Origin of the sequence: Bradyrhizobium sp. CCGUVB1N3 (assembly GCF_024199925.1) — a bacterium.
In the GTDB taxonomy this organism is placed as follows: Bacteria; Pseudomonadota; Alphaproteobacteria; order Rhizobiales; family Xanthobacteraceae; genus Bradyrhizobium.
Genome location: NZ_JANADR010000001.1, coordinates 3,460,155 through 3,472,755 on the forward strand (window position 1 = coordinate 3,460,155; position 12,601 = coordinate 3,472,755).

Here is a 12,601-nt window from a genome sequence, read left to right on the forward strand (position 1 = left end):
GAGCGGCGAAGCAGTTGTCCGCCAAGGAAGCGGAGCAGGGAGAGCTCCGCGCGGAAACGAATGCGCTTTACACTGAGGCGTGCTCGGCCGGCTTGCGGATGGTGGTGTAGCGGATCGCACGTCCCGCAGCCTCCTGCCGCACCAGCTCGAATTCGGCTTCCTTCGCAGGCCGATTGACGAGGAAGGAGATCCGCACCGACTCCCAGCCATGGCTGGAATCGAAGCCGCTGATCCGGATGTAGCTGTTACCATAGACCCTGCGGCACTCGGCGAGCTCCATCATCACGCCGGCAGCGTCCGCGAGATCGAACATCGGCAGGCCCCACATCTCCCAATAGGTGTTGCGGGGATGCGGATCATCGGTGAACTCGATGTTCACGGCCCAGCCGTTCGCAAGGCAATACTGCACCTGCTTGTAAATCTGGTCGTCGGTGAGATCAGGCAGGAAAGAAAAACACCCTTGCGTCAACTTCATCTCAAGTCTCCTCAAACGGTTTCCAGCGCTGTCGGAACGAAGTCCGGCGTGTCGGTGGATTGATAGTTGAAGGTGACGTCCTTCCAGACGTCGAGCGCGGCCTTCAGCGGCGTGCATGTTTGAGCCGCCTTGGCCAGGATCTCCGGCCCTTCATGGACGTAGTCGCGGCCCTCGTTGCGGGCGAGGATCATCGCTTCCAGCGCCACGCGGTTGGCGATCGCGCCCGCCGCGATCCCCATGGGATGACCGATCGTGCCGCCGCCAAATTGCAGCACGACGTCCTCACCCAGGAGGTCGAGCAACTGGTGCATCTGACCGGCGTGGATGCCGCCGGAGGCGACCGGCATCATCTTGTTCAGACTCGCCCAGGGCTGGTCGAAGAACAGGCCATGCTCGAGCTTCATCGGATTGAAGTCCTCGCGGCAGACGTCGTAGTAGCCGCGCGTGGTGTTGGGATCGCCTTCGAGCTTGCCGACCACGGTGCCGGCATGGATGTGGTCGACGCCTGCAAGCCGCATCCATTTGGCGATGACGCGGAACGACACACCGTGGCTCTTCTGCCGTGTGTAGGTCGAGTGACCGGCGCGATGCAGATGCAGGATCATGTCGTTGCGCCGCGCCCATTTCGCCATGGACTGGATCGCGGTATAGCCGATCACGAGGTCGATCATGACGATGACCGAGCCGAGCTCCTTGGCGAACTCCGCGCGCTCGTACATGTCCTCCATCGTCGCGGCGGTGACGTTGAGGTACGTACCCTTCACCTCGCCCGAGGCGGCTTGCGCGCGGTTCACGGCCTCCATGCAATAGAGGAAGCGGTCGCGCCAGTGCATGAACGGCTGCGAGTTGATGTTCTCGTCGTCCTTGGTGAAGTCGAGCCCGCCCTTCAGCGCCTCGTAGACCACGCGGCCGTAGTTGCGACCGGAGAGGCCGAGCTTCGGCTTCACCGTTGCCCCTAACAGCGGCCGGCCGAACTTGTCGAGCCGCTCGCGCTCGACCACGATGCCGGTGGCGGGCCCCTGGAACGTCTTCACATAGGCGACCGGGAAGCGCATGTCCTCGAGCCGCAAGGCCTTCAGCGGCTTGAAGCCGAAGACGTTGCCGATGATCGAGGCAGAGAGGTTCGCGATCGAGCCCGGCTCGAACAGGTCGAGATCGTAGGCGATATAGGCGAAATACGAGCCCGGCGAGCCCGGCACCGGATCGACGCGGTAGCACTTGGCGCGATATTTCTCCGCCGCGGTCAGGCGATCGGTCCACACCACCGTCCAGGTCGCGGTCGAAGATTCACCGGCGACCGCGGCCGAAGCCTCAATCGGGTCGACACCCTCCTGCGGCGTCACCCGGAACAACGCGATGACGTCGGTGTCCTTCGGCACATAGTCGGGCTCCCAATAGCCCATGCGCTTGTATTCCATGACGCCGGAGCGATAGCGCTCTTTGCCGCGGACCGTGCCTGCATGTGCGTTCATGTCTCTCTCCTGCTCTTCTCTCTGCTCTTTCCAATTGATTAGGCCGCGACGGGTTCGCGGGCGTCGATGCGCGGGTCCAATTCGCCGGCGCGGTATCGCCGCGCCATGTCGCTCATGGGAATGACCTTGATCTTGCCGGCATGGCCTGCGGTGCCGAACTGCTCGAAACGCTCGCGGCAGAGATCGCGCATCGCATCCATCGCGGGTTTCAGGAATTTGCGCGGATCGAACTCCGAACGCGCCTGCGACGCCACTTTGCGGAACACCGCGGTCATCGCCAGGCGGCAGTCGGTATCGATATTGACCTTGCGCACGCCGCTCTTGATGCCGCGGACGATCTCCTCCACCGGTACGCCCCAGGTCTGCGGCATCTCGCCGCCGAACTGATTGAACATGTCCTGGAGCGGCTGCGGCACCGACGAGGAGCCATGCATGACAAGGTGTGTGTTCGGCAGCCGGCGATGGATCTCCTCGACCACCCGCATCGCCAGGATGTCGCCATCCGGCTTGCGGCTGAACTTGTAGGCGCCGTGCGAGGTACCCATTGCGATCGCGAGCGCATCGACCTTGGTGGCGCGGACGAAGTCGACGGCCTGGTCGGGATCGGTCAGCAACTGGTCGTGGCTGACCTTGCCCTCGACGCCGTGACCGTCCTCCTGCTCGCCGCCGCCATGCTCGAGCGAGCCGAGCACGCCGAGCTCGCCTTCCACGGAGGCGCCGACCCAATGCGCGAGGTCGACGACGCGGCGGGTGATCGCGACGTTGTAGTCGTAGTCGGCCGCCGTCTTGGCGTCGGCCTTCAGCGAGCCGTCCATCATGACCGAGGTAAAGCCATGGGCGATCGCGGACGCGCAGGTCGCTTCGTCGTTGCCGTGGTCCTGGTGCATGCAGAGCGGGATGTCCGGATAGGTCCGCTCCAACGCATCGATCATGTGCGAGAGCATGAGATCGCCGGCATAGCTACGCGCGCCGCGCGAAGCCTGGATGATCACGGGCGCATCGACCTCGGCCGCCGCCTGCATGATAGCGATGCCCTGCTCCATGTTGTTGATGTTGAACGCCGGAACGGCATAGCCGTGGTGAGCTGCGTGATCGAGCAGTTGCCGAAGGGTAATGCGTGCCAAGGGAGTTCTCCTATTTGCCTGCGTTGGCGCGGTCGACCGAGCGCCTGGCCGCCCCTGCAACGCTCTGTGGTGTGATGTTGAATTCGCGATACAGCACCGGCGCCGGCGCAGAGGCGCCGAAGCCGCGCATGCCGACGAATTCGCCGTCCGCACCGATCCAGCGCGGCCAGTCTCCAAGGACGGCGGCTTCGATGCCGACGCGCGGCGCGGCGCCCAGCACGGCGGCGCGGTACTCCTCGCTCTGCTCCTCGAACAGCGCAAAGCACGGCGCCGAGACCACGGCCGCACGAATGTGCTCGGTCGCAAGCAGGCGCGCGGCCTCGATCGCGATCGAAACCTCCGAGCCGGTTGCGATCAGCGTCACATCGCGGCCCCCATCAGGCGTGACGACGAGATAGGCGCCGCGCGCGACGCGGTTCGTGCCGCGCGCATCGCTGCGGAAGGTCGGCAAGGCCTGGCGCGACAGGCACAGCACGGAGGGGCGCGTCGTCGCCTCCAGCGCGCAGTCCCACGCCTCCAGCGTCTCCACGGCGTCCGCGGGACGAAACACCAGCAGATTTGGAATCACGCGGAGCGCCGCGAGATGCTCGACCGGCTGGTGCGTCGGGCCGTCCTCGCCAAGACCGATGGAGTCATGGGTCATCACATGGATAACGCGCAGCCGCATCAGGGCTGCAAGGCGGATCGCCGGCCGGCTGTAGTCGGAGAAGGCGAGGAACGTGCCGCCATAGGGGATAAAGCCGCCATGCAGCGCAATGCCGTTCATCGCCGCCGCCATGCCGTGCTCGCGAATACCGTAATGGATGTAATCGCCGGCGAACCTGCCGCGCGTGACGGGAACCTGCGTCTTGGCATGCGTCAGATTCGAATGGGTCAGGTCGGCCGAGCCGCCGATCAGCCCGGGTAGCGACGGCGCGATGCCGTCGAGCACCTGTTGCGAGGCCTGCCGCGTCGCAAGCTTCGGACGCTCGGTGGCAAAACGGTCGCGCAATTTCGCCGACGCCTGGGCATAGGCGCTCGGCAGGGCCAGAACCTTGCCCTCGATGAACAGCTCGCGCTGCGCAGGGCTCGCGCCCTCATAGCGATCGAGCCAGGCGAGACGGTCGACCTGCCCGCGCTGCCCGATCATGCGCCACGCCTTGAAGATCGGGATCGGCACCACGAAGGGCTGATAGTCCCAGCCAAGAGTCCGACGGGCGGCCGCCGTCTGCTCAGTGCCGAGCGGCGCGCCATGCGCCTTCTCGGTGCCCTGACGGTCCGGCGCGCCATAGCCGATGATGGTGCGGCAGGCGATCAGCGACGGCCTTGCGGTATGGCGCTCTTCCGCGATCGCCTGCGCAACCGCCTCAGGATCATGCCCATCGACGCGGCGAACCGACCAGCCGGAGGCGGCGAAACGCGCGAGTTGATCGTCCGAGGTCGCAAGCGAGGTCGGCCCGTCGATGGAAATGCCATTGTCGTCGAACAGCACGATGAGACGGCCGAGCTGGAGATGACCGGCGAGCGAGATCGCCTCCTGGCTGATGCCTTCCATCAGGCAGCCATCGCCGGCGATCACATAGGTGAAGTGATCGACGAGGCCATCGCCATGCTGCGCGTTGGCCATGCGCTCGGCGAGCGCCATGCCGACCGCGGTGGCGATCCCCTGCCCGAGCGGGCCCGTTGTGGTCTCGACGCCCGGCGTGTGGCCGTATTCCGGATGCCCCGGCGTCTTCGAGCCCCATTGCCGGAATGCCCTGATGTCGTCGAGGCTGACGGCACCGCCGGTGAGATAGAGCAGCGCGTAGAGCAGCATCGAGCCGTGGCCGGCCGACAGCACGAAGCGATCGCGGTCCGGCCAGTTGGGATGCGCCGCGTCGAATTTGAGGAAGCGCGAGAACAGCACGGTCGCGACGTCGGCCATGCCCATGGGCAGGCCGGGATGGCCAGACTGCGATTGCTCGATGGCATCGACCGCAAGGAAGCGGACGGCGTTGGCGAGATCGGCATGGCTGACCGCGCTGAGGTCGGCTTCGGCATGAACCGAGATGTTCATCGGACCCTCCCGTTGTTGTCGTTGTTGTGCGTCACTTCATGCTTCGCTTGCGCTCGATGAGCTGCATGATCAAAGGCGTCAGGATGAGCTGCATCGCGAGATCGAGCTTGGCACCCGGGCAAACGATCGAGTTGGCACGCGACATCCAACTGTGCGGCAGCATCGAGAGCAGATAGGGGAAGTCGATGCCGCGCGGGTTCTTGAAGCGGATCACGACCATCGATTCGTCAGGTGTCGGGATCCAGCGCGCGATGAAGGGATTGGACGTGTCGACCGTCGGCACGCGCTGGAAGTTGATGTCGGTCTCGGTGAATTGCGGGCAGATGTAGTGGATGTAGTCCGGCATCCGCCGCAAAATGGTGTCGGTGACGGCCTCGGTCGAATAGCCCCGCGCGCTGCGGTCGCGGTGCAGCTTCTGGATCCATTCGAGATTGATGACGGGCACGACGCCGATCTTCAGGTCGGCATAGCGCGCGACATTGACCTTGTCGGTGACGACGGCGCCATGCAGGCCCTCGTAGAACAAGAGGTCGGAATTCTCCGGCAGCCGCTCCCATTCGGTGAAGGTGCCGGGAGGTGCGCCGTGCAACGCAGACTCCTCGGCATCGTGGATGTAGTGGCGTGTCACCGCGGTGCCGGTCTCGCCATAGTCGCGGAACGCCCGCTCCAGTTCCTCGAACAGATTGGTCTCGGGGCTGAAATGGCTGAAGTGCTTGTTGCCGCACTCCGCCTCCTTCGCCATCTGCGTGCGCATCTCGGCGCGGTCGTAGCGGTGGAACGCGTCGCCCTCGATGTAGACGGCATTGACGCGTTCGCGGAAGAAGATCTGCTCAAAAGTCTTCTTGACCGAAGTCGTTCCGGCGCCGGAGGAGCCGGTGATCGAGATGATCGGATGCTTCCTGGACATGCGCTATTCTCCTCACAGCCGGAAGAAGCCGCGCCGCGCGAACAGCGGCGCCGACACGCTCGCGACCAGCAGCGGATCGCAATGCAGCTCCTCGACGCGCCGCACCTCATGGTGCGAGCCCATGATCAGCGGCACGCGCTGGTGCAGATTGTGCGCGGCGAGATCGAGGATGCGCTCGCGCCCGGTCGAGGCCGCCCCGCCGGCCTGCTCCATGATGAAGGCCATCGGATGCGCCTCGTAGGTCAGGCGCAGCCGGCCGTCGCCGTAACCGGGACGCGCATCGGACGGATAGAGAAACACGCCGCCGCGAGTCAGGATGCGATAGGATTCCGCGACGAGTGAGGCGACCCAGCGCATGTTGAAATTGCGGTTCGCCGGACCGTCCACGCCGGCGAGGCATTCGTCGACGAAGGCGCGCACCGGCGCATCCCAGTGCCGGCGGTTCGAGGCGTTGATTGCGAACTCGTCTGCCGTCTCGGGGATCTGCACGCCCCGCCGCGCCAGGCGGAAAGAGCGCGTGCGATCCAGCGTGAAGACGTCAACGCCGTCGCCGAGCGTCAGCACCAGCGAGGTCTGGGGACCATAGGTGACGAAGCCCGCCGCAAGCTGCGCGGAGCCGCGCTGGTGGAAGGCAAGGCCAAGATCATCGGGAGCCGGCAGGATCGAGAAGATCGTGCCGACCGTCATGTTGATGTCGATATTGGAGGACCCGTCGAGCGGATCGATCGCGACGCAGATTTTTGCCGCGCGGTCGACGATCTGAGGCTCGCGCATCTCCTCCGAGGCAAGCGCAGCGATCGACGCTTTGCCGAGGCAGCGGCGCAGGACTGCATCCGCCCGCAGGTCGAGGTCGCGCTGCAGATCGCCGTCGCTGTTGCAGCCGGTGGTCAGACCCGAGGCATCGGACAACTGACCGGTGCCGGTGAGGTCGGCGATCTCGATCGCGGCGGCGGCGATGGCATCGACCGCGGCCGCCACGGCCAGCGCCTCGGGCGCGGTTTCAGAATACCGTTGAAGATAGTCGTCCAGCCTGAGTTGCCCGGTCATCTTGCGTCCATCCCCTCGCGGCTGCCGCTATCCTTGTTCCCGGATCAGGGAGTGGAGCGGCTGGTCCCAGCACGAAGAAATTGACAGAGCCGAACTAATAAGGAAAATTTCTATTCATAATGAGCGCCAAAGAATTTTCTTATAATAGCCATCCGGCGACCCAGCTCCGGCATCTGACGATCCGGCAGCTCCGGTCGCTCGCAGCGCTGTCGGCCAAGGGCAGCGTGACGGCGGCCTCGACACATCTCGGGCTGACGCAGCCGGCGGTCACCCAGCAACTCCGGCAATTGCAGGATCTGGCGGGGCTGCCCCTGGTGCAGCGGACCGGCGACGGCATGCTGCTGACGGAAGCGGGCAAGGAGGTGCTGGCGCTCGCCGATCGCGTCGAAGCCGCGATCGCGGATTGCCAGGGCGCGCTCGATCTTCTGGCGGGGCGAACCGGCGGCACGGTGCATCTCGGCGCGGTCTCGACCGCCAAATACTTCGTGCCGCACGCGATCGCGGCGTTCTCGCAGCGCTATCCGAAGATCGAGATCAAGCTGACCATTGGCAATCGCGAGGAGATCCGCGAGGCCATGCACGGCTACGATCTCGATTTCGCGGTGATGGGTCGGCCACCGGCCGACGTCACGGTCGACGTGCGCCAGCTGGGGCGCAACCCGCACATCATCGTCGCGCGGAAGGGGCACTGGCTGGCGAAGGATTCCGGCCTCAACCTGACCGACCTCGTCCACGAGACTTTCCTCACCCGCGAGCCTGGATCCGGTACTCGGACGCTGATGGAAGGCATGTTCCAGAAGTCGGATCTCGAGCCGATCATCGGCATGGAGATGAGCAGCAACGAGACCATCAAGCAGGCGGTGATCGCAGGCCTCGGCGTCGCGTTCATCTCCGCGCATACGGTGGCGCATGAGCTCGCCGAGGGCCGTCTCATCATCCTCGACGTCGCTGGCCTGCCGATCGTCCGGCAATGGTACGTGATCCGCCGCAGCGACAAGGTGCTGCTGCCACCGGCGCAGGCGATGTTCGATTTTCTGGGCTCGGAGGGCTCGAACTACCTGCCTGACGTGCCGGAATTGCGTGGACGGTAGATCCCGCCCGCGGTTGCCCTCACCGGCCGACATTGGGCCAACTTTAGGAAAGCCCGTATCGGCTCCTTAAGCCTGGCGTCGGCCGCTGTCGCAGCTTCCGTTTTTGCGACGCGCAAATGCAATTCTCTTAAGGATTGCCCGGCATCATGATTGAGCGTGCGGCGGCACGCCAGCGCGACGGCCCGCACGGACATGTCAACGCTTCCGGGACGACGATCCAACCATGCCCCCCAGGACATTCGATCTCGCGCACCCCTCGGATTCGAAGCGGACGATGCATGTGGGCGCCATACTTGCGGCGCTGGCGATCGCCGTTCTCGCCAAGACGGCCTGGTTCTCGGGGGCCGGTGCACAGCAGCCGCGCGGCCTCGTCGATTTCGACGACTTCTATCTCGTCGCGCAGAAGGTTTGGTCCGGCGATGTCGCCCAGGCCTACCAGCTCGACAAGCTCCTCCAGATGCAGATCGAGACGTTCGGCATCTCGAACTTCATGCCGTGGGCCTACCCGCCGCAGTTCGACCTCATGATCGCGCCGCTCGCGCTGCTGCCGCTCGGCGCGGCATACTTGCTGTTCACGGCCGCAACGCTCGCCTTTTATCTCGCGACATTGCGGTTGCTTGCAGGGAATGCCTTCGCGCTGCTGCTGGTCGTGCTGCTTCCGGCCCTCGCCGTGACGCTCGATTGCGGCCAGAACGGATTTTTGACCGGAGGGTTGATCGGACTCATCTGCCTCAACGTCGAGCGGAAACAGATATTCGCACAGATCATCGCCGGCCTTGCGCTCGCAGCGATGGTCATCAAGCCGCATCTGGCGGCGACCATGGTCGCCTATCTCGTGCTGACGCGAAGGTGGATGGCGCTGGCGACGGCTGCGATCGTCGTGCTGACGAGCTCGCTGTTCTGCACGCTGCTGTTCGAGCCCCAAATCTGGACTGCGTTCTTCGGCGCGATCAGGGACCAGGCCGCCTATCTCGCCCAGGGCGACCTTCCGCTCTATCGCATGATTTCGTTCTACGCGGCTCTACATTCGCTCGGCGCGGCCCCTTCCTTCGCCTTCGCAGGACAGATCATCGTCGCGAGCCTTGCGTTGCTGTCGATCGTGCTTGCCGTCGCGCGCGAGGCGCAGCCGCGCACCGCGCTCGGGGCCGCGACTCTGGCTTCGGTGATGGTAACCCCCTATGCCTATGACTACGATCTTCCGATCGCAGGCATTGGTCTTGCGCTGCTGCTTCCGGATCTTCTCAAGGCTGCAAACGCCCGCGAGCGGGGCGCCATCTACGGGCTGATCTTCGTTGCCGGCAGTTACGGCATGCTGCTGGCCGCCGGCCTGCGACTGTTCTACGACCCGCGCACGGCGGTGAGCCCCCCGCTGATTCCCTCGCTCGGCGGTCTCGCGATGGTTGCCTTACTAGCGCTGGTCCTGCTTCGGCTGCGGTTGTGGCCGAGCCCGGATCCGATGGCCAAGGCGAGTCCCTGACCCGCAAGTACTACTGCGAATTCGGCGCGACCGTCTTGTCGGTTGCCTTGAGGCCACCGCCATTGATCATCGTCACGGTCTGACGACAGAGATCGGCAAGACCGATCAACAGCACGCTGAACAGGAAGAACAGATTGATGTCATGCGCGTCGGCACGGGTCAGCGGGCTGAACTCGAAGAAGGGCGGCATGAAGGCCCACCAGACCAGCGGAACGGTGAGCAGGATGGCGAGCGCCGCCGCAGGTGCTCCCGCAACGATCCCCACGATGAAGACAGCCGGCAGGAACGCGGCGAAATAGAGCTGGGCGCCAAAGAGAACGCAAACACCCTGGAAGCCGGCCGAAGCTGCCAACACAATGACGGCGAACCCAAAGGCCTGCCAGGACCACGGCTGCATTTTCGGTCCAAAGAACGTTTCCGGGCGACCCATTGGAAATCCCCTTTTGCGCCGCGAACGCGGCTGAGGTTCCAGTCAAGCTAGCACACCTGTTCCGGGCCCGCGATAGTTGTGCAGTGCGGAAATGAGCCATGCGGGGCCGTGGTAAATGGCCACCGCTGCAAAAAGTCGAAAACAACCCCATGCAAAGTAGAAATGGCCTGTCGGCCAGGGGGCTTGCAGCCCGGGCGCGGCGGCCTTAGCCCTCACGCCGCCATCAGTTCCATGCGGGCTTCGGCAGGCCTGGACCAGCGTCGATCGCCGCCGGCGAAGTAGGCCTCGAGCTCGGCCAGCGCGCGGGATTCCCACTCGCTCGCCTGCTCCAGCAGAGACCAGCTCTGACGCGGCCGGAACGCGGCCGTCTGGCGGTGCAATGACGCGATCGCCCGATAGCGCCGTACGTTCTCCAGGATGGCTTGCCCGTCCATATCAAAACTCCCCAATTCCCATTCGCGGAGCCCAAGGTGCGTCAGAACCTTTTTCGATTCGTTAGCGGCGGACGCAGACGCGGCGGATAGTTTCCGAATCCTTGCCCGCGCCGCCAAACGCCTCACTCCAAGCAAGTGCCTCACTCGAAGGCAGCGTAGACCAACGCCGCGGCTGGCAGCGCTAAGCCGATCCAGGATGCAAGCATCCAGCCGCCATGCGCAAAGGCAAAGCCGCCGAGCGCGGAGCCCGCAGCACCAGCCGTGAAGAACGCCGCCATGTAGAGGCCGTTGAGACGGCTGCGGTGCTCCGGGCCGAGCGCGAAGATCGCGCGAAAGCCGAGGACGAGGTTGCCCTGCACGCCGAAATCGATCGCGATCGCCGCAATGACGAGACAGGCGAGATTCAGCGTGGAGCCGGCGGCGCCGAGATGCGTGATCAGGAAGGCGGCCGCGACCAGCAGCATGGCGGCGAGCGTCGCGCCGCGGCTATATCCGCGATCGGCAATCCGTCCAGCAATCGGCGCGGCCACCGCGCCGGCGACGCCAGCGAGCGCGAACAGCGCGATGCCGCGCTGGGACAGGCCGAACGCAGGGCTTGCCAGCAGAAGCGGCGTCACCGTCCAGAACAGGCTGAACGCTGCGAACAGGAAGGCTTGATACAGCGCACGACGGCGCAGCACCGGCGTCGTCCGCGCCAGATGCGGCATCGACCTCAGCAGTTCGAGATAATGCAGCCGCACCACCGGCATGCGCGTTGGCAGCGTACGCCACAGAACGCCAGCGAGCGCGATCATGAGCACCGTCGAGCCGAAGAAGATCGCATGCCACGAGGCGATCGACGTCACGAAGCTCGAAACCGGCCGCGCCAGCATGATGCCGAGCATCAGGCCGGTCGAGACATTGCCGACGACGCGTCCGCGCGTCGCCGCCGGCGCAAGGTGCGCGGCATAGGGAATGATGACCTGGACCGCGACCGAGCCGAGCCCGATGAAGAGCGCGGCGAGGAGAAACGGCAAGGCCTGCGTCGCGCAGGCAGCGGCAAGCAACGCAGCGGCGCCAAGTCCGATGACGGAGCAGATCAGCGTACGGTTCTCGACGAGATCGCCAAGCGGGACGATCAGCAGGAGCCCGAGGCCATAGCCGATCTGCGTCATGGTGACGATCAGGCCGGCAGCGTCGTGCGACAGGCCCAGCGCCGTGCTGATCGGCCCGATCAGCGGCTGCGCATAATAGATGTTCGCCGCGACCATGCCGCAGGCGGCGGCAAGCAGAAAGGTCAGGCGCCGCGAAACTGCGCCCTCGTCGGGCACCGCTTCGATCGTGGCATTCATCGTCATCACACGCTCCATTTATAGGAAACGATCGTTTCCTAATTAGGCAAACAAATCAGGCGAGCAGCTTCATCGCGATCCCGACCAGGCGCTCGCCATCGAGCGGCAGCCGGGCCTTGCCGACGACGCGGAGCCCTTGCGTCATGCAGATCATCAGGCGCGCGGTATCGTCGGGATCGACATGGCGAGGGACCGAGCCGTCGGCCTGCCCTTCGCGAATGAGGCCGGCGAGGAAGCTTTCATTGGTTTTGAGCCGGGCCGCGACCCACACCGCAATCTCCGGATCGACCGCGGCCAGCTCGACGGCACTGCCGACCACGAGGCAGCCGCGTCGTCCTTCGCTGCCCTGGGACGCCTCGACGTAGGAAAGCAGTACGTTGCGCAGGCGGTCGCGTCCGCTTGTACCCTGCGCGGCAGCGCGCCGAACCTCATCCTGGCGCCGCGCCGCGTAGCGCTCGAGCGCGGCGAGGAACACGGCATGCTTGTCTCGAAACGCCTTGTAGATGCTGCCGGTCGCGAGCTCCATTGCCTCGGTCAGATCTCCGATCGAGGTGGCGTGGTAACCGCGTTCGCAAAACACCCGCACCGCCTTGTCCAACGCGACATCCAGGTCGAACTCGCGCGGGCGGCCGGGCGGACGGGAGATGGGCTGCAATCCTCGTGCGTTCCTTCGCATCCGCACACGATAGGGAACAATCATTTCCAAATCAAGTCCGCCCTTGCCGTTTGACAGCCCGGCCGCCATTCGCGATTTTCAAAGCAAGATTCTCGCAAAGAC

12 protein-coding genes are annotated in these 12,601 nt (G+C 64.9%); 2 read left to right on the plus strand and 10 right to left on the minus strand.

Annotation, left to right across the window (positions count from 1 at the left end; translation table 11 throughout):
* Positions 1 to 67: 67 nt before the first annotated feature.
* Genes NLM33_RS16420 through NLM33_RS16445 form a run of 6 tightly spaced genes read right to left on the minus strand, consistent with a single transcriptional unit; the run spans position 68 to position 7,060 of the window.
* The gene (locus NLM33_RS16420; protein ID WP_254097044.1) at positions 68 to 475 is read right to left on the minus strand and encodes a ribulose bisphosphate carboxylase small subunit; all 408 of its coding nucleotides are present in this window, start codon (positions 473 to 475) and stop codon (positions 68 to 70) included.
* Positions 476 to 486: 11 nt separating this feature from the next.
* Complete coding sequence (locus NLM33_RS16425; RefSeq protein ID WP_254097045.1) at positions 487 to 1,947, minus strand: form I ribulose bisphosphate carboxylase large subunit; 1,461 nt, start codon at positions 1,945 to 1,947, stop codon at positions 487 to 489.
* A gap of 38 nt (positions 1,948 to 1,985) precedes the next feature.
* Positions 1,986 to 3,071, minus strand: coding sequence for a class II fructose-bisphosphate aldolase (gene fba, locus NLM33_RS16430; RefSeq protein ID WP_254097046.1), 1,086 nt, complete (start codon positions 3,069 to 3,071; stop codon positions 1,986 to 1,988).
* Between the two features lie 10 nt (positions 3,072 to 3,081).
* The gene (gene tkt / locus NLM33_RS16435) at positions 3,082 to 5,106 is read right to left on the minus strand and encodes a transketolase (protein ID WP_254097047.1); all 2,025 of its coding nucleotides are present in this window, start codon (positions 5,104 to 5,106) and stop codon (positions 3,082 to 3,084) included.
* Positions 5,107 to 5,137: 31 nt separating this feature from the next.
* Complete coding sequence (locus tag NLM33_RS16440; protein WP_254097048.1) at positions 5,138 to 6,013, minus strand: phosphoribulokinase; 876 nt, start codon at positions 6,011 to 6,013, stop codon at positions 5,138 to 5,140.
* A 12-nt stretch (positions 6,014 to 6,025) separates the two neighbouring features.
* Complete coding sequence (locus tag NLM33_RS16445; RefSeq protein WP_254097049.1) at positions 6,026 to 7,060, minus strand: class 1 fructose-bisphosphatase; 1,035 nt, start codon at positions 7,058 to 7,060, stop codon at positions 6,026 to 6,028.
* Between the two features lie 119 nt (positions 7,061 to 7,179).
* Between NLM33_RS16445 and NLM33_RS16450 the strand changes: the two genes are divergently transcribed.
* On the plus strand, positions 7,180 to 8,151 hold the full coding sequence (locus tag NLM33_RS16450; RefSeq protein WP_254097050.1) for a LysR family transcriptional regulator: 972 nt from the start codon (positions 7,180 to 7,182) through the stop codon (positions 8,149 to 8,151).
* Positions 8,152 to 8,374: 223 nt separating this feature from the next.
* Positions 8,375 to 9,628, plus strand: coding sequence for a glycosyltransferase family 87 protein (locus tag NLM33_RS16455; protein WP_254097051.1), 1,254 nt, complete (start codon positions 8,375 to 8,377; stop codon positions 9,626 to 9,628).
* Between the two features lie 10 nt (positions 9,629 to 9,638).
* On the opposite strand, the gene NLM33_RS16460 is transcribed toward NLM33_RS16455, so the two are convergent.
* The 4 genes from NLM33_RS16460 to NLM33_RS16475 form a co-directional block, all read right to left on the minus strand.
* A complete protein-coding gene (locus tag NLM33_RS16460; RefSeq protein ID WP_254097052.1) occupies positions 9,639 to 10,058 on the minus strand; it encodes a DUF4118 domain-containing protein in 420 nt (139 codons plus the stop codon).
* Positions 10,059 to 10,270: 212 nt separating this feature from the next.
* Positions 10,271 to 10,492: a hypothetical protein gene (locus NLM33_RS16465; RefSeq protein ID WP_254097053.1), complete on the minus strand. Its 222-nt coding sequence runs from the start codon at positions 10,490 to 10,492 to the stop codon at positions 10,271 to 10,273.
* Between the two features lie 140 nt (positions 10,493 to 10,632).
* Entirely contained in the window at positions 10,633 to 11,829 is a 1,197-nt protein-coding gene (locus tag NLM33_RS16470; RefSeq protein ID WP_254097054.1) for an MFS transporter, read from the minus strand.
* 49 nt (positions 11,830 to 11,878) lie between these two features.
* Positions 11,879 to 12,568 (minus strand): TetR/AcrR family transcriptional regulator, encoded by a 690-nt coding sequence (locus NLM33_RS16475; RefSeq protein WP_254097055.1) that lies wholly within the window; start codon positions 12,566 to 12,568, stop codon positions 11,879 to 11,881.
* Positions 12,569 to 12,601 lie beyond the last annotated feature (33 nt).

Bases quoted from the DNA above. Each gene is read 5' to 3' on its own strand.
- NLM33_RS16465 (WP_254097053.1), bottom strand. From the start codon at position 10,492: ATGGACGGGCAAGCCATCCTGGAGAACGTACGGCGCTATCGGGCGATC.
- NLM33_RS16445 (WP_254097049.1), bottom strand. From the start codon at position 7,060: ATGACCGGGCAACTCAGGCTGGACGACTATCTTCAACGGTATTCTGAA.
- NLM33_RS16475 (WP_254097055.1), bottom strand. From the start codon at position 12,568: ATGGCGGCCGGGCTGTCAAACGGCAAGGGCGGACTTGATTTGGAAATG.
- tkt (WP_254097047.1), bottom strand. From the start codon at position 5,106: ATGAACATCTCGGTTCATGCCGAAGCCGACCTCAGCGCGGTCAGCCAT.
- NLM33_RS16460 (WP_254097052.1), bottom strand. From the start codon at position 10,058: ATGGGTCGCCCGGAAACGTTCTTTGGACCGAAAATGCAGCCGTGGTCC.
- NLM33_RS16420 (WP_254097044.1), bottom strand. From the start codon at position 475: ATGAAGTTGACGCAAGGGTGTTTTTCTTTCCTGCCTGATCTCACCGAC.
- NLM33_RS16450 (WP_254097050.1), top strand. From the start codon at position 7,180: ATGAGCGCCAAAGAATTTTCTTATAATAGCCATCCGGCGACCCAGCTC.
- NLM33_RS16455 (WP_254097051.1), top strand. From the start codon at position 8,375: ATGCCCCCCAGGACATTCGATCTCGCGCACCCCTCGGATTCGAAGCGG.
- NLM33_RS16425 (WP_254097045.1), bottom strand. From the start codon at position 1,947: ATGAACGCACATGCAGGCACGGTCCGCGGCAAAGAGCGCTATCGCTCC.
- NLM33_RS16440 (WP_254097048.1), bottom strand. From the start codon at position 6,013: ATGTCCAGGAAGCATCCGATCATCTCGATCACCGGCTCCTCCGGCGCC.
- NLM33_RS16470 (WP_254097054.1), bottom strand. From the start codon at position 11,829: ATGACGATGAATGCCACGATCGAAGCGGTGCCCGACGAGGGCGCAGTT.